Genomic DNA, 15,771 nt, shown 5'->3' with positions numbered 1-15,771 from the left:
CCATATCTGCCGCATACATCGTCACTGGATCCCTCCTTTGATTCGGAGCCGACGATGCTGCGCTGGATGGTGCCTGCCCTTGCGGCGATGCTGACGGTTTCAACCGCGCTGGCTGCCGATCTGCCGGCCACGCCGCAGCGGCGCGCAGCTGTTCCGCCGCAGGAAGCGCCAAGAGTCTATGTCGAGACCGATCCCGACGCGCTGATCTCGCCGGCCTATGGCATCGGCAGTTACATCCGCAACCTGCCCGGCACGCCGCTGCTGCCCGGCTCGCACACGCTGCCGGGCTATTACGGTCGCCCCTGGGATTACGATTATCAGGGCCCGTATTACGGCGGAAAGCAGGTCGACTATTTCTGGCGACTGCCCTACGCGTGCGGCATCTATGGCTATTGCTGATCAGCTCGCCTGACCGAGCGGAACACCGCGCGGCCGCGCCTCGATCGACTGCCGCGAAGCCAGTCGCTCCGTCTGCACCACCGCGAGTATCAACACGACGATCGCGACCGCCTGGTGCGCAAGCGCCAGTCCAATCGGAACCTGGTTGAGCAGCGTCAGGATACCGAGCACCGCCTGCATGCTTACCGCAGCCAACAACCACAGCGCGCCGCTTGCCGCCGCACCTGCGCGCGAACGCACGGCGTCAACCGCGTGCAGCGCCGCCAGCACGAACAACGCGTACGCGGTCATACGGTGCTCGAACTGCACCGTCAGCACGTTGTCAAACAGGTTGCGCCACCACGGCGTTTCGAACCACAGCCGTTCTGCCGAAGGAATGAACGCGCCGTCGATCTGCGGCCAGGTGTTGTAGGCGCGTCCGGCGCGCAGGCCCGCGACCAGCGCGCCGAAATAGATCTGCACGAAAGTCACGACGAGGAGCAGCGCGCTCGTGAACCGCAGGCGCGCAGGTGCTGCGATCTGCGGCCGCTCCTTGAGCCGCCGCACCGTCCAGACGATGCCGGCGAAGATCAGAAGCGCGAGCACCAGATGCGTCGCCAGCCGATATTGCGACACCTCGATGCGTTCCGACAGGCCCGAGGCCACCATCCACCAGCCGACCGCGCCCTGAAGCCCGCCGAGCGCAAACAGCAGCCATAGCCGCCGCTTCAGCTCACCCGACAGACCGCCGCGCCATAGGAAGAACAGGAACGGCAGCAGATAGGCGATGCCAATGAAACGGCCGAGCAACCGGTGGCTCCACTCCCACCAGAAGATCTCCTTGAACTCGGACAGGCTCATGCCTGCATTGAGCTCGCGATATTGCGGGATCTTCTTGTAGGCCTCGAACGCCTCGGTCCACTGCGCCTCGGTGAGCGGCGGCACGCTGCCCGTTACCGGCTTCCATTCGACGATCGAGAGGCCGGATTCCGTCAACCGCGTCGCGCCACCGACCAGCACCATCAGCGCGATCAGCGCGGCCACGGCGATCAGCCACACGCGCACGGCGCGATGCGGTTCGGACGGGGCGGAAATCGTCGTCATTAGGGCAAAAACCAGGACTTGAACCAAGGAGGCTTGAACCGGACTGCGCGCCCCTTATAGTCCCCCGCTCCCGCAGCGCAAGTTACGCCAACGCAGCAAGCTCCCGCCATGACGATCCGCACCCGCAAGTTCCTCGGCGCCATCCTGCTCCTGATGCTGGCCACGGTCTGGGCCCTGCTCGGCATGGCGCTGGCGCAGATGCCGTGGATCGCCGAGTCCGGCTGGCGCCAGGCGATCTACTACGTGGTCGTTGGCATGGGATGGGTGCTACCGGCGATGCCGATCGTGAGCTGGATGCAGCGTCCCGATCGCGCCAAGTCCAGTTCGCAGCCCTTCTAGTTCGCGGCACTGCCGGTCGGCTTCACCGGCGCAAAGGCAACGCCGGACACCAGCACGCGCATCATGCGCAGCGATCGCACCCGGCCGTCCCACGAGATCCGCGGCAGCGCGCGCAGATTGGTGCGTCCCTCTGCATCCACGATGCCCGGGATCGTCGACACGGCGCTGGCAAAGCCGGCCTCCTCTGCCATCACGACGTGGCTGCGCCCAAACGAAGAGCGATCGCCGAACGGAAAGGCGAAATGCCTGATCTCGCGGCGGAAAGCCGCTTCCGCGACCGCCTTGCCCATGGTCATCTCGCGGAGCGCGGCCGCATCCTTCATGTTAGCGAGAACAGGATAGTTGACGGTCGCGCTGCCGATCGTGACGAGCGGATCGGCGGCGAGCTTCGTCAGATCTTCCCAACCCATCGACGCCTCGCGCGAGATCGCGGCGAGGTCTATCCGGTAGCGCGCGCAAAGATCGGCGATCGCCGCCGACAGATCCGCCGGCGGTAGCGAACGCAACCAGCTCTCGAGATACGAAAACAGCGCCTGCTTCTCGGCATTGTCGGTGACGGTGAAGCGCTGCTCCTTCTCGCCCATCATCAGGCTGATGCGGCTCTCGCGCGCGATCATCCGTTCGAGCCCGAACCACCAGGCTTCGCCGACGCCGTCGGGAAAGGCGGTAGGGACATAGATCGTGCAAGGCACAGCGTGCCGCGCCAGCACCGGATAGGCGAAGTTGATGAAATCCTTGTTGGCGCCATCGAAGGTCAGCGCCACGAAGCGCCGCTTCTCCGGCAGCGTCACCGCGCGGCGGCAGACCTCGTCCATGCCAAGGAAATCGTACTTCCACTGCTTCAGCGCGCGAATGGCGCGGTCGAGGAACTGCGGCGTGATCTCGTGCGCCCCCAGCGGCTGAAAGCCGCCGCGCCGCCGCGGCCGCACATGCGCAAAGCGCAGGATGGCGCCGGCACCACGGCTGCGCAACGCAGCCTGGCCGCTGAACCAGGCCAGCTCAAGCCGAAGACGCTCCAGCCATCTGTCGTCGGATGCCAAGGTCCCCACCTTCGCGCAGCCCCCCTGTTCCCTTTCCTATCGTCATTACCCTTTGTTGACATTTGTTTGCAAAGGTCGGCCACCGGCCGAAATACGTATATTTTCGATTTCTCGACAGGTTTCGCGAATGACCATGGCTGCGGCGATGCAAAGCCGGACGGCAGAAGCGCCAGCGCGGTCGAAAGCGGGCCGCATCGGCCAGGTCGATATCGTCGCTGATCTCGACGAGGCCGAGGCGGTCTGGCGCGCCTTCGAGGAGAGCGGCCACCTCTTCACGCCGTATCAGCGGTTTGACCTGCTCGGTCCCTGGCAGCAGTTGGTCGGCAAACGCGAGGGCGCGCGCCCGTTCGTCGTGATCGCCCGCGACGTCGAGTACCGGCCGCTCGTGCTGCTGCCGCTGTCGCTGCGCCAAGCCCACGGCGTGCGCACGGCCTGCTTCATGGGCGGCAAGCATACCACCTTCAACATGGGCCTGTGGAACGTCGAATTCGCGGCACAGGCCGTCCTCGCCGATCTCGATGCGCTGTTTGCGCCGCTGCGCGAGCATGTCGACGTCCTCTCGCTGACGCAGCAGCCTAAGCGCTGGCACGATCAGCAGAACCCGTTTGCGCTGCTGCCGCGGCAGAGCTCGGTCAACGGCTGCCCGTTGCTGGCGATGGAGCCGGGCGGTCCGCCCGCATCGCGGATCAGCAATTCCTTCCGTCGTCGCCTCAAGAGCAAGGAGAAGAAGCTCCAGGCCCTCGCGGGCTACCGCTACCACCTTGCGACCACGGATGCGGACATCGTGCGCCTGCTCGACTGGTTCTTCCGCGTCAAGCCGGCGCGGATGGCGGAGCAGAAGCTGCCGAACGTCTTCGCCGAACCGGGCGTCGAACAATTCATCCGCAGCGCCTGCCTTGCCCGGCGAGGAGAAGGACGCGTGATCGACGTCCACGCGCTCGAATGCGACGAGGAAGTGATCGCGATCTTTGCCGGCGTCGCCGACGGCCAGCGCCTCTCGATGATGTTCAACACCTACACGATGTCCGAGAATGCCCGCTACAGTCCCGGTCTGATCCTGATGCGCTACATCATCGACCGCTGCGCCGAGCGCGGGTACCGCTCGCTCGACCTCGGCATCGGCTCGGACGACTACAAGCGGATGTTCTGCAAGGACGACGAAGACATTTTTGACAGCTTTGTCCCGTTGACCTCGCGCGGAAGGCTCGCGGCGGTGGCAATGTCCTCGCTGAACCGTGGCAAGCGGCTGGTGAAGCAGAACCAGATGCTGCTCGACCTGGCGCGCAGTCTGCGTCAGGCGTTCGGGTAAGGTCGGCGCCCTCGTCTCTCCATTTGCGGGCTGCCTCTTCCCTCCCCTGGAGGGGGAGGTAAGAGCAGCACTGATCGGTAGATTACCGGGGGCAGCGCCCTCGCCTACGCCGCCACCACGCGCGGCGCGTCCATCGCATTGGACGGCTGCACCGGCCTGCTCAGCATCGTCACGTCGCTAAAGCCGACGGCCCTCAGCTGCTCGCACATCAGCGTGCGCGCATCCTGTGCCATCGATGCATCCGGTACCACGACGGCGCGGGCATCGGCCGTCAGCAACTCGGCCGGCAGGTCGGAGGCACCGCCGGCATCCAGCAGCACGTGGTCGTAGGCCCGGAGCAGCGCATCGATCGCGAGCGTCACCCGCGGTGATTGCAGCAGGCTGCGATCGAAGCCGGGGCGGCCGGCCATGACCAGATGCAGCCGCGACAGCTTGTCCCGGGTGATAACCTGCGCGAAAGACGCTTCGCCCTGCATCAGCTCGGCAAGGCCGGGCGCGGAGGCATCGACGGCCACCGCGGCAATGGTCGGCGAGGACGCGGCGAGATCGACCACGACGACGCGTGCGTCACGCGCGAGATGCCGGGCGAGCGTCAGCGCTGAGAGCGTAATCGAGTCGCCGGCCGCGGTGCCGAGCACCGTAATCTTCTTCGCCGCCGCGCCCGCGGCGCGCAGGCTCTCGGCCAATTGCTCGATCTCGGCGAATTCGGTCATCTCGGCCTCAGCGGCCATCGCCGGCTGAAGCGGCCCGGGCTCGCCGACGACGGGATCGACCCTCGGCTCGACCACCGGCTCCGCTGCCGGTTCTTGGCGCACCGTCGCCCGTGACGGTAGGACCGCAGCCACAGCCCGCGGCGCAGTCTGGCGCAGCAGCTCGCCGGTGACGACGACGCCGGACGACAGCAGCAGCGTCGCAATCGTCGCGATCAGCACGATCGGCAGCTTCTTAGGGTAGGCCGGGGTATTCGAGACGATGGCGCGCGAAATGATGCGGCCGTCCGTCGGGGCGGTATCGATGGTCTCGCGGGTGTTGGCCTCGCGATATTTGGCGAGATAGGTTTCCAGCAGGTCGCGCTGCGCCTTGGCCTCGCGCTCGAGCGCGCGGAGCTGCACGTCCTGGCCGTTGGTGGATGCCGCCTGCTTCTTGAGCTGCTCGAGGCTCGCCGTCAGACCGTCGACCCGGCCGCTGGCGATTCGAGCGTCGCTTTCGAGCGAACGCGAAATCTTCGCCGCTTCGTCGCGGATCTGATTGTCGAGGTCGCCAAGCTGCGCCTTCAACTCCTTGATCCGGGGATGATTGCCGAGCAGCGTGGATGACTGCTCGGCGAGCTGCGCACGCAGCGTCACCCGCTGCTCCGAGAGCCGCCGCATCAATTCGGAGTTCACCACCTCCGATGCCTCGATCGGCTTTCCGCTCTGGAGCATTTCGCGGATCAGCCGCGCTTTGGATTCTGCGTCGGCCTTGATCGAGCGCGCGTTGTTGAGCTGGGTATTGATCTCGCCCATCTGCTGGTTCGACAGCGTGGTGTTGTTGGTGCCGACGAACAGGCTCGACTTGGAGCGGAAGTCCTCGACCCGCCCCTCCGCCTCGGACACCTTCTTGCGCAAATTCTCGATCTCGCCCGCCAGCCACTGGCTGGCGTTCTTGGCCTGCTCCTGGCGTACACCCTGCTGGAGCACGAGATAAACGTCGGCGATAGAGTTGGCGACGCGCGCGGCGAGCTCGGGATCGGCGGACTGGAATTCGACCACGATCACGCGCGACTTGTCGACGGCGTAAGCCTGGAGGCGCTCGTAATAGGCATCCAGCACGCGCTCTTCCGGTGTCATCGAGAACGGATCGCGGGCGATGCCGACCAGCGCTGCCAGCGACTTCAGCGGCGAGATGCCTTGCAGCACCGGATCGAATTCGGGCCGCTCCGCGAGCTTGTTCTTCTTGATGATCTCGCGCGCGAGATCGCGCGACAGCACGAGCTGCACCTGGCTGGTGACGGCCTCGGCGTCGAGCGCCTGCCGCTCTTCGGTGCGATCGCTATTCGGGCGCAGGAACACGTTCTCGCGGCCATCGATCAGGATCCGCGATTCAGACTTGTAGCGCGGTGTGACGAGATTGATGGCAACAACCGATGCAACGAGCACCAGCACAGTCGGCACGATGATCCAGCCGCGCTTGCGCGCCAATGCCGCGCCGAGCCCGTGCAGGTCGATGTCGCCGGATTCGACTTGCGCCTGCTTCGCGACGACCGGCGCAGGCTTCGCTTGGACCTTGGGCGCGGCTTCGGGTTTGGACTTTGAGACAGCCCGCTCGATCACCGCCTTGTCCTTGCCGGCACGCCAGAACGCTAAACGCATCGAACACTCCCGCAGGGGCAACGCCACAAGCTACCCCACCAGGGCGACTACACTCCATTAAGGTTGCCGCTGGGTTAATCGCTGCGTCCAGCGACTGACGCATGCGCGCCCGTCACCGTTTGTTAACCACGAGGGCCCTTAATCCGTCTCGATTATTTCGCGAAATTGTTCGGCAGTTGCCGTCGAGCGCTGGTTTTGATCATGCCCCCTTCTCCCGACCGGCCGCTTCGCATCCTGCACGCCGTGCGCGCACCAGTTGGCGGCATCTTCCGCCACATCCTCGACGTCGCCAATGGCCAGGTCGACCGCGGCCATCATGTCGGCATCCTCGCCGACAGCCTCACCGGCGGCGAGCGTGCCGACAAGGCGCTTGCCGGACTCGCGCCGCGACTGAAGCTCGGCGTGCACCGGCTCGCGATCCGCCGCGAACCGTCACCTGACGACGTCCTGGTGTGGCTTCGCATGCGACGCCTGATCGCGACGCTCAGGCCCGACGTCATGCACGGCCATGGCGCCAAGGCCGGCGCCTTCATCCGAATGCGGCGGCGCTCCGACGACACCATCCGCATCTACACCCCGCATGGCGGCTCGCTGCATTATCCCCTCAACACATTCAAGGGCGAGTTCTACGCGCGGCTCGAGCGCACGCTGATGGACGCGACCGACCTGTTCCTGTTCGAGAGCGCATTTGCCCGCGACACCTATCAACGCATCGTCGGCACGCCCAAGGGCGTGGTGCATTGCGTCTTCAACGGCGTCACGGCGGAGGAGTTCGAGCCCGTCGCGACTGCCGAGGATGCCACCGACCTCGCCTATGTCGGCGAGTTCAGGCACATCAAGGGCGCGGATCTGCTGGTCGATGCCGTCGCGCGCCTGCACGAGAACGGCAAGAAGGTCACGCTGACGCTCGGCGGCGACGGCGAGGAAACCGCGGCGCTGAAGGCTCAGGTCGAGAGGCTCGGCCTCTCCAGCGCGATCCGTTTCATCGGGCACGTCAAGGCGCGGTACGGCTTCTCCAAGGGCCGGCTGCTGGTCGTCCCCTCGCGTGGCGATTCCATGCCCTATGTCGTGATCGAGGCTGGTGCTGCCAGCATTCCCATGATCGCGGCCCGCATCGGCGGCATTCCCGAGATCTTCGGGCCGGAGAGCCCCGCCCTGTTCGCGCCGAGCAATTCCGAGGCCATGGCCGAGGCGATCGCGGCCTCGCTCGACGATCCGCAAGGGACGGCCCAGCGCGCAACCGCCCTGCGCGCGCGCATCTCGGCGCATTTTTCGCAGCAGGCGATGGTCGACGGCGTGCTCGCCGCTTATCGCGACGCATTTGCCAATCATTAACCATTCTTAAGCCCGCTTTAGAAAATCTTCCGATTTGTTCGATAATCGAAGTGCGGGGGATGCCCGGGCGCGCAAAACCGTGCCGCGGGCTTTGGAATGGACGTGGACGCTCGTGGAACCGCTCAACGCACGCTCGATGCTCGATGCCGCGACCAGCGCCGCGGCGAAGCCTGCTGACCAACCCTTTGTGGAGCGCCGCCGCCGGCTCTCGCCCGCAGCGCTCGAGGTCGTCAATCAGAAGGTCGCCCGCGCCTATTCGCCCATCGTGATCGCCGGCTTCGTCCGCCTGGCTGATTTCGCGTTGCTCAGCCTCGTCGGCATTGCGCTCTACGCCGGCTATGTCATGCCGCTCGCCGGTGGGTTCAACTGGGTCTATCCTGCGGAGATTATCGCGGTGGCGGTCGCCGCTGTGGTCTGTTTCCAGGCCGCCGACATCTACCAGGTGCAGTTGTTCCGCGGGCAGCTTCGGCAGATGACGCGGATGATCTCGTCCTGGTCGTTCGTCTTCCTGCTCTTCATCGGCATCTCGTTCTTCGCCAAATTCGGCAGCGAAGTGTCGCGGCTGTGGCTTGCCGCCTTCTACTTCCTCGGGCTCGCTGCGCTGATGGCCGAGCGTCTCGTCCTGCGCTCGCTGGTGCGCGGCTGGGCGCGCGAGGGCCGGCTCGACCGCCGCACCATCATCGTCGGCTCCGACAGCAACGGTGAGCAACTGGTCCAGGCGCTGAAGGCGCAGGAGGATTCCGACATCCACGTTCTCGGCGTGTTCGACGATCGCAACGACAGCCGCGCGCTCGACACCTGCGCCGGCGCGCGCAAGCTCGGCAAGGTCGACGATATCGTCGAATTCGCTCGCCGCACTCGTGTCGACCTCGTGCTGTTCGCGCTGCCGATCTCGGCGGAGACCCGCATCCTGGAGATGCTGAAGAAGCTCTGGGTGCTGCCGGTCGACATTCGCCTCTCCGCGCACACCAACAAGCTGCGCTTCCGGCCCCGCTCCTATTCCTATCTCGGCGAAGTGCCGACGCTGGACGTGTTCGAGGCGCCGATCACCGACTGGGATCTGGTGATGAAATGGCTGTTCGACCGCATCGTCGGCAGTCTCGCGCTGCTCGCCGCGCTGCCGGTTATGGGACTGGTGGCGTTGGCCGTGAAGCTCGACAGCCCCGGCCCGGTGCTGTTCCGCCAGAAACGCTTCGGCTTCAACAACGAGCGGATCGACGTCTACAAATTCCGCTCGATGTACCACCATCAGGCCGATCCGACCGCCTCGAAGGTCGTGACCAAGAACGATCCACGTGTCACCCGCGTCGGCCGCTTCATCCGCAAGAGCAGCCTCGACGAGTTGCCGCAGCTCTTCAACGTGGTCTTCTCGGGCAACCTCTCGCTGGTCGGCCCGCGTCCGCATGCGGTGCAGGGCAAGCTCCAGAGCCGCCTGTTCGACGAAGCCGTCGACGGCTACTTCGCGCGCCACCGCGTCAAGCCCGGCATCACCGGCTGGGCGCAGATCAACGGCTGGCGCGGCGAAATCGACAATGAAGAGAAGATCCAGAAACGCGTCGAGTTCGACCTCTATTACATCGAGAACTGGTCGGTGCTGTTCGATCTCTACATTCTCCTGAAGACGCCGATCTCGCTGCTAACCAAGAACGAGAACGCGTATTGAATTGAGTTTATCTGTCATGCCCCGCGAAGGCGGGGCATCCAGTACTCCGCAGCGCCAACCGTTGTCCGCAATAGGCGCCGCGGAGTACTGGATCGCCCGGTCAAGCCGGGCGATGACAGCGGTATTGTGGCGTACCAGTAGCGTAAGCGTATGAGCGTGCGATGGCGTATGCGGCGACAGCCGGTGAAGTGAACGTAGCCGTACGGGCTGCACCCGGCGTGCTGGCCCTCCAGCGCGCGCTGGTATGGCTGGTCGGCGCGTCGGGCGCGATCGTGTTCATCGAGCCGAGTCCCTACGAGATCGCGACGCTGCTCGCGACTGTCACCTTCTTTGCCACCGGTCTGCGGCTGAAGCTCGCGCTGATGCCGCTGGTGCTGATATTGGTCCTGCTCAATGTCGGCTACACCATCAGCGCGATCCCGCTGCTCGATCAGTCCGAGGTGGCGAGCTGGATCGCGACCTCCTGGTATATGGCGGTGACCGTGGTGTTCTTCGCGATGGTCACCTCGGAGGATACGGCGGCCCGGCTCGACATGCTTCGCCGCGGGCTCGTGGTCGGCGCCATGGTGGCCTCGTTATTGGCGGTCGCCGGTTACTTCCACCTGATCCCCGGCGGAGACGATCTCCTCACGCTCTACGGACGCGCGCGCGGCACGTTCAAGGATCCGAACGTGCTCGGCGCCTTCCTCATCCTGCCGGCGCTGTTCTCGCTCCAGAGCGTGGTTTCGGACAAGCTCGGCAAGGCGTTCCGCAATGTCATCGGCTTCGGCCTCATGTCGCTGGCGATCCTGCTCGCCTTCTCCCGCGCCGCCTGGGGCGGCTTGGTGTTGACCTCCGCCTTCATGCTGGCGCTGATGGTGTTGACCAGCCGCACCAACGCGCAGCGCTCCCGCATCATCGTCATGGCGATCGTCGCCGCGGTGCTGGGACTGGCCTTGATCGCGGTGCTGCTGTCATTCGACTCGATTGCCGAGATGTTCAAGCAGCGCGCGAGCTTCGACCAGAGCTATGACGAGGGCCGCTTCGGCCGGTTCGGCCGCCACATTCTCGGCGCCGAGATGGCGCTCGACCTGCCGTTCGGCATCGGCCCCCTGCAATTCCACCGCTTCTTCCCCGAGGACACCCACAACTCCTATCTCAACGCCTTCATGTCCGGCGGCTGGCTCTCCGGCGTGTGCTATCCCGCGCTGGTCTTCACCACCGTCATCATGGGCTTCCGCCACATCTTCGTCCGCGTGCCCTGGCAGCGCGCCTATCTCGCGATGTTCTCTGCCTTCATCGGCACTATCGGCGAAAATTTTGTGATCGACACCGACCACTGGCGGCACTTCTGGATGATGCTGGGCGCGATGTGGGGCATGATCGCGGCCGCACAGGTCTACAAAATCAAGGCTGACGACGAAGCTTCTTCAGCTTGAGAGCGGGACGCTTCTCCGGCGGGGTCTCGAGCAGGCCCTTGAGCGCCTCCGTGGCTGCGAGCACGGCCTTGTAGCCCTCATTGGCGAAGCGCAGCAGCAGACGCAGTTCCTCGTCTGAATAGCCGCCGAACACCTTCTCCATCGCCTGCTGCATCGGTACGTAGAACTGACCGATCTTCATCGCCGCGTCCGGCACGACCGCGATGAAAACCTTCCGGCGATCGGTCTCGTCGCGTTCACGGCGCACCAAGCCAGCCTTTTCGAGCCGGTCGACCACGCCGGTGATGGCGCCGGTCGTGAGCCCCGTGACCTCGGCCAGCCGGCCCGCAGTGACACGGCCTTCGAGATACAGGATGTCCATGCATTCAAGGTCGGAATTGGCAATTCCGGCAACGTTCGCAACGGTCTGGCCGTAGAGCACGCCCTGCGCGGACGACCTGCGCATCGCCTCCTCGAGCTCCTGCAACAGCGCATCGCGCGCCTTCGTCCTTGACAAGATCCGCCTCATCACTTAGTCGGTATACATCTTAGCTACTAAGAGATTTAGCTAGCCGTAATTTCTCCTAGCACCGCGGAAACGTCGGGAGCAAGCCATGTCCTATCGTCCCCGCAAGGCCCTGATCATCGGCGCCGGCATCGCCGGGCCCGTCGCTGCGATCCTGCTTCGCCGGGCCGGCATCGAGTCGGCGATCTATGAGGCCTGGCCCTATTCGAAGGGCATTGGCGGCGGCCTTCAGATCGCACCGAACGGCATGCATGTCATGGACGAGATCGGCCTTGCGAAAGAGTTGATCAGCCGCGGCTCGGTCGCGGAGGCCTTCGACTTCTATTCGCAGGACGGCGAGCGGCTCGGCTCGATCAACCGCGACATGGAGCGGCGCTTCGGCCAGCCGGCCGTCAACATCTCCCGCGCCACGCTGAACGAAATCCTGATCGACAAGGCCTGGTGTGCCTGCGTCTCACTCTACTTCGAGAAGCGCCTGATCAAGATCGAGGACCGCGGCGACCAGCCGATCATCGCCTACTTCGCCGACGGCACCACGGCCGAGGGCGACTTCCTGATAGGCGCCGACGGCGTTCACTCGGTGGCGCGCCGCCAGGTGGTGCCGGATGGGCCGCAGCCGTTCAACACCGGACTGATCGGCTTCGGCGGCTTCGTGCCGCACGCGGTGCTCGACGGCAGGCCGATCGGCCGCCACGTCGAGACGACGTTCGGACAGAGTGGCTTCTTCGGCTACGGCTATTGCAGCCCCGAACCGGACGACGGCGTGATGTGGTGGAGCACGCAGCCGGCGCACGGCATGGACGCGGTGATGTTTCGCGCGCTCGACCACGCGACGATGAAGCAGCATCTGCGCGGCTTTCATCGCGGCTGGCACGATCCGATTTCCGACATCATCGAAGCGGCCGAGAACATCGTCGTCACCGACACGCTCGACGTCGCGACCTTGCCGACCTGGTCGCGCAAGCGCTCGCTGCTAATCGGCGATGCGGCGCATGCGACCAGCCCCCATGCCGGCCAAGGCGCTTCGCTGGCGCTGGAGGATGCGATGCGGCTCGCGCGGCTGATGCAGGAGGGGCAGGAGCTCAGCGCCACGTTCCAGACCTTCGAGGCCGCGCGCCGCCCGCGCACCGAAAAGATCGTCGCCATGGCGCGCCGCAATGGCAACAGCAAGCGCGAGTTTAGCGCCACCGGTGCGTGGGTTCGCAATCAGATGCTGAAGTGGCTCCTGCCACTCGGCGCCAAGGGCATGGATTTCATGTACGCCTACGACGCGCGGGCGGTGTGATTTGGCGGGCCCTCAGGATGACGACCGGGTACGCGGCACTCATTTCAACGAGCACCGATGCTGCTTAGCCTCATCCTGAGGAGACCGCGAAGCGGGCGTCTCGAAGGACGAGGCGCGCGCTCAGGGCGCGCAAAGCGCCATATGCGATTGCCCCGCAGCTTGCGACGAGAGGCGAGGAGCTACGTCTCCACCTCGAACGTCAGCCCCGCATTGTCACGCAGCCGCTTGATCAGCTTGTGCTGCATCGCTGCACCCGGTGTCCAGAAGCCGGCCGGAACGTCAGCCGCATCGCGCAGCAGGCAGATCGCGCATTCGGAGATCATCCTCGAGGTCGAGCCGTAGCCGGGATCGCGGTCACCGGTGACGCCGGCGCGCACCTGGCGGCCGTCGGGCGCGATCGCAACATACAGCAGATCGAAGAGGCCGTTCTCGCGCTCTTCCTTCGAAGGTCCCTCGCCCGGCTTCGGTGCGCCGGGGCCGGTCTTGCCGGCGTTTGCCGCCATCACGCGCTTCGCGTTGGCCTCGCCCATCTCGCCCGGACCGGTCAGCACCATCTCGTCGTAGACGAAATCCTTGCCGTAGGGAAAGCCCATCAGCATGTTGGAGCGGTGAACGTTGCGCGTGTTGATCAGCGCCATCGCGAACGGGGCCGCCCAGGATTGCAGGTCCTCCTCGACGAAGGGCTTGTTGCCCTTCGGCTGCTTCGGGCCGGTGAAGCCGGGCGTCAACGCAAACGGATCGTTCAGGATCGCGACAAGGCTGAGGTCCTTGGCAACCGCATCGAAGGTCGCTTTTGCACTCGCCGCGGTGCCGCCTGACAGCGTACCACGCATGTCGCGCACGCGGCCCTTGACGCGCGGCGCCGGCGCGCCGAACACGCGCTTGGCCTCTTCCTGCACGAAGAAAGTGCCAAGCTCGAACGGCACGGAATCATAGCCGCAGGAAAACACGATGCGCGCGCCGCTTGCCTTGGCCGCGGCCTCGTATTTGTCGATCATCTTCCGCATCCAGACCGGCTCGCCGCAGAGATCGAAATAATCCACGCCCGCAGCGACGCAGGCCGCGAGCAGTTCCTCGCCGTAGAACTGATACGGTCCGACCGTCGTGATCACCGATCTGGTCTGCGCCACCATCGCCTTCAGCGAAGCCGCATCCGACGCGTCGGCCACGATCAATGGCGTCTCGGCGTGTGCGCCGATCGCTTCGCGCACCGATCTCAGCTTGTCGAGGCTGCGGCCGGCCAGCGCCCATGTCAGCGCCTTGCCGTCCTTGTAATGCGCCGACAGATATTCGGCGACGAGTTGGCCGGTGAAACCGGTCGCGCCGTAGACGACGATGTCGAATTTCGCAGAGCTCATAATCGGCCTTTACTTTTTCGCGTAGCTCACGCCCATGCCGGCACGGACGTCGCTTTGAATGCCATAGGGCGGAATCGGATAGCGCAGGCCATTCTTAGCCAGCGCCTTCATGCCCTCGATTGCCTTGGCGAGGTGCGAGGGCTTCAAGGCCATCAGCATCTCCTCGTCCGGCACGCCGCCATAGCGCCGTTCGGCATAGCATGGCAAGGACAGGCTGGGCTCGCCGGTCTTGAGCGCCCGCCCCCAGGAATCCGCGCAGGCGGTCTCCCCGACCACGCCCCATTCGAACTTCCTGTAGCCGGTATATTGCAGCCCGTTGATCAGGATGATCATCTGCCCGGGCGTCGCGTAAACGAGGCAAATGTCGGGCGGATCGAGCCTGCCGCTCGCGAGCGGGCTGACGGCGAGCGCCTGATATTGCCCGAACGGCACCACATCGAGCGCTTCCTGGCGCTTGCGTGCATCTTCCGCCGTGCCGTGCCACACCCCGACGTAACTGTCGCCCGCGAGCCATTTATCATCCTGCGGCGCAAGACCGATCACGGCGCGGCATTGCGCACCCACGAGATCGTCGGCGGTGATGCCGACGGTCCATCCCAGACGCGCGGCCATGCTGACGATCTGGTCGGTGGTGTGGATCGCGTTCGGCCGCCGGATTTTTGGGATCGCCTCCATGTCCGCGGCGCGCGCGAACAGTTTCATGCCGATCACCGTCGTCTTCAGCCGGAGCAGGCTGTTGAGATCGGCGACGAGTGCAGCAAGGTCGATCCTATCCGCGCTCTGCTGTTGCATGGCGTCCTCCGGTCCGGCGATCGCGCGCCGCCTGTTGTTGTTTGCGGCTCTCGTTCTAGTCCTTGGTGGGCCCCGGAAGCAACTCGCCGGTCCTGCCCATCAGGCGGTAGGCCACGAGGCCGATCCACTCGCGCACGGCGACGTCGGTTCGGCCAAGCCCGTCCGCACCCATATTGGTGAAGGAAAAGAGATCGTCACGCCCGCCCATTCGCCAGTCCACCGGGTAGGCTTCGACGTCAAATCCGGCCTTGCGAAAGATCCCCATCGAGCGCGGCATGTGAAAGGCCGACGTCACCAGAAGCCAGCGCTCGCCCGGCTTCGGCGACACCAATTGCTTCGTGAAGATGGCATTCTCCCAGGTGTTGCGGGAGTCCCGCTCGAGGATCAGGCGTTGCTTCGCTATGCCGACATTCTCCAGGACTGGCGCGGAGTAATCAGCTTCCCTCGCGACGGTCGAGACCAGGTTCGACGTGCCTCCGGTGAAGACGATACGCGCATTGGGATAGCGGCGCGCGAGCTCGGCCGGCGCAAACAGACGATCGGCCGCGTGCGCGACCACCGGCGTGCGATGAGCCGCCGACAGATCGGTGTCGACGGAGCCGCCGAGCACGATGATGCCGTCGGGCGCACCGCGCGACGGATCCCAGGGCGCAAAGCGCGACTCCAGCGGATAGAGCAAGAGATTGCCGAGCGGCGAGAACGCTGCGAGCGCCAGCAGAACCAGCGTGACTGCGGCAAGCTTGCGGCCGAACGCGGCAAAGCGCGTCGCCATCAGCACGACAGACACGATCCCAAGCTCGACCAGGAGATTGATCGGCAGCAGCGCGACACCAAGGGTCTTGGAAAGAGCGAAAAACAGGAGAGCCTCGCTGGAATGATCGTGCCCGTCATGCG

General features: G+C 65.1%; 14 protein-coding genes. 7 read left to right on the top strand and 7 right to left on the bottom strand.

Going from position 1 to position 15,771, the window contains the following annotated elements; genetic code table 11:
- Window positions 1-54: 54 nt before the first annotated feature.
- Window positions 55-399, top strand: coding sequence for a hypothetical protein (locus tag IVA78_RS08665; protein WP_247277099.1), 345 nt, complete (start codon window positions 55-57; stop codon window positions 397-399).
- Here the strand turns inward: IVA78_RS08665 and IVA78_RS08660 are convergent, their stop codons facing one another.
- Window positions 400-1,482 (bottom strand): COX15/CtaA family protein, encoded by a 1,083-nt coding sequence (locus IVA78_RS08660; protein WP_247277098.1) that lies wholly within the window; start codon window positions 1,480-1,482, stop codon window positions 400-402.
- A gap of 108 nt (window positions 1,483-1,590) precedes the next feature.
- Between IVA78_RS08660 and IVA78_RS08655 the strand changes: the two genes are divergently transcribed.
- A complete protein-coding gene (locus tag IVA78_RS08655; RefSeq protein WP_247277097.1) occupies window positions 1,591-1,821 on the top strand; it encodes a DUF2842 domain-containing protein in 231 nt (76 codons plus the stop codon).
- Here IVA78_RS08655 and IVA78_RS08650 read toward each other — a convergent pair.
- A complete protein-coding gene (locus IVA78_RS08650) occupies window positions 1,818-2,861 on the bottom strand; it encodes a polysaccharide deacetylase family protein (protein ID WP_247277096.1) in 1,044 nt (347 codons plus the stop codon). The genes IVA78_RS08655 and IVA78_RS08650 overlap by 4 nt on opposite strands.
- Window positions 2,862-2,988: 127 nt before the next feature.
- Here IVA78_RS08650 and IVA78_RS08645 point away from each other — a divergent pair, with 127 nt between their 5' ends.
- On the top strand, window positions 2,989-4,170 hold the full coding sequence (locus tag IVA78_RS08645; RefSeq protein ID WP_247277095.1) for a GNAT family N-acetyltransferase: 1,182 nt from the start codon (window positions 2,989-2,991) through the stop codon (window positions 4,168-4,170).
- 104 nt (window positions 4,171-4,274) lie between these two features.
- Here IVA78_RS08645 and IVA78_RS08640 read toward each other — a convergent pair whose 3' ends face one another.
- Entirely contained in the window at window positions 4,275-6,521 is a 2,247-nt protein-coding gene (locus IVA78_RS08640) for an exopolysaccharide transport family protein (RefSeq protein ID WP_247277094.1), read from the bottom strand.
- Window positions 6,522-6,722: 201 nt separating this feature from the next.
- On the opposite strand from IVA78_RS08640, the gene IVA78_RS08635 reads away from it, so the two are divergent.
- From IVA78_RS08635 to IVA78_RS08625, 3 genes are all read left to right on the top strand, one after another.
- Window positions 6,723-7,856 (top strand): glycosyltransferase family 4 protein, encoded by a 1,134-nt coding sequence (locus tag IVA78_RS08635; protein WP_247465004.1) that lies wholly within the window; start codon window positions 6,723-6,725, stop codon window positions 7,854-7,856.
- A gap of 112 nt (window positions 7,857-7,968) precedes the next feature.
- The gene (locus IVA78_RS08630; RefSeq protein WP_247420701.1) at window positions 7,969-9,519 is read left to right on the top strand and encodes an undecaprenyl-phosphate glucose phosphotransferase; all 1,551 of its coding nucleotides are present in this window, start codon (window positions 7,969-7,971) and stop codon (window positions 9,517-9,519) included.
- 161 nt (window positions 9,520-9,680) lie between these two features.
- The gene (locus IVA78_RS08625; RefSeq protein ID WP_247465001.1) at window positions 9,681-10,937 is read left to right on the top strand and encodes an O-antigen ligase family protein; all 1,257 of its coding nucleotides are present in this window, start codon (window positions 9,681-9,683) and stop codon (window positions 10,935-10,937) included.
- Here IVA78_RS08625 and IVA78_RS08620 read toward each other — a convergent pair.
- Complete coding sequence (locus tag IVA78_RS08620) at window positions 10,906-11,382, bottom strand: MarR family transcriptional regulator (protein WP_247277188.1); 477 nt, start codon at window positions 11,380-11,382, stop codon at window positions 10,906-10,908. The genes IVA78_RS08625 and IVA78_RS08620 overlap by 32 nt on opposite strands.
- Before the next feature lie 148 nt (window positions 11,383-11,530).
- Here IVA78_RS08620 and IVA78_RS08615 point away from each other — a divergent pair, with 148 nt between their 5' ends.
- On the top strand, window positions 11,531-12,727 hold the full coding sequence (locus IVA78_RS08615; protein ID WP_247277090.1) for an FAD-dependent monooxygenase: 1,197 nt from the start codon (window positions 11,531-11,533) through the stop codon (window positions 12,725-12,727).
- Window positions 12,728-12,906: 179 nt separating this feature from the next.
- On the opposite strand, the gene IVA78_RS08610 is transcribed toward IVA78_RS08615, so the two are convergent.
- The 3 genes from IVA78_RS08610 to IVA78_RS08600 are packed head-to-tail and all read right to left on the bottom strand — an operon-like array spanning window position 12,907 to window position 15,700.
- Window positions 12,907-14,085, bottom strand: a complete 1,179-nt coding sequence (locus tag IVA78_RS08610) for a saccharopine dehydrogenase NADP-binding domain-containing protein (RefSeq protein ID WP_247277089.1) — start codon at window positions 14,083-14,085, stop codon at window positions 12,907-12,909.
- Between the two features lie 9 nt (window positions 14,086-14,094).
- Window positions 14,095-14,877, bottom strand: a complete 783-nt coding sequence (locus IVA78_RS08605; protein ID WP_247277088.1) for a DUF169 domain-containing protein — start codon at window positions 14,875-14,877, stop codon at window positions 14,095-14,097.
- A 55-nt stretch (window positions 14,878-14,932) separates the two neighbouring features.
- Window positions 14,933-15,700 carry a YdcF family protein gene (locus tag IVA78_RS08600; RefSeq protein WP_247277187.1) on the bottom strand — a complete coding sequence of 256 codons (768 nt, stop codon included), beginning with the start codon at window positions 15,698-15,700 and terminating at the stop codon, window positions 14,933-14,935.
- Window positions 15,701-15,771: the final 71 nt, after the last annotated feature.

This window comes from Bradyrhizobium sp. 137 (assembly GCF_023074095.1).
Lineage (GTDB): Bacteria > Pseudomonadota > Alphaproteobacteria > Rhizobiales > Xanthobacteraceae > Bradyrhizobium.
This window is presented reverse-complemented; position numbering and strand designations above follow the sequence as displayed.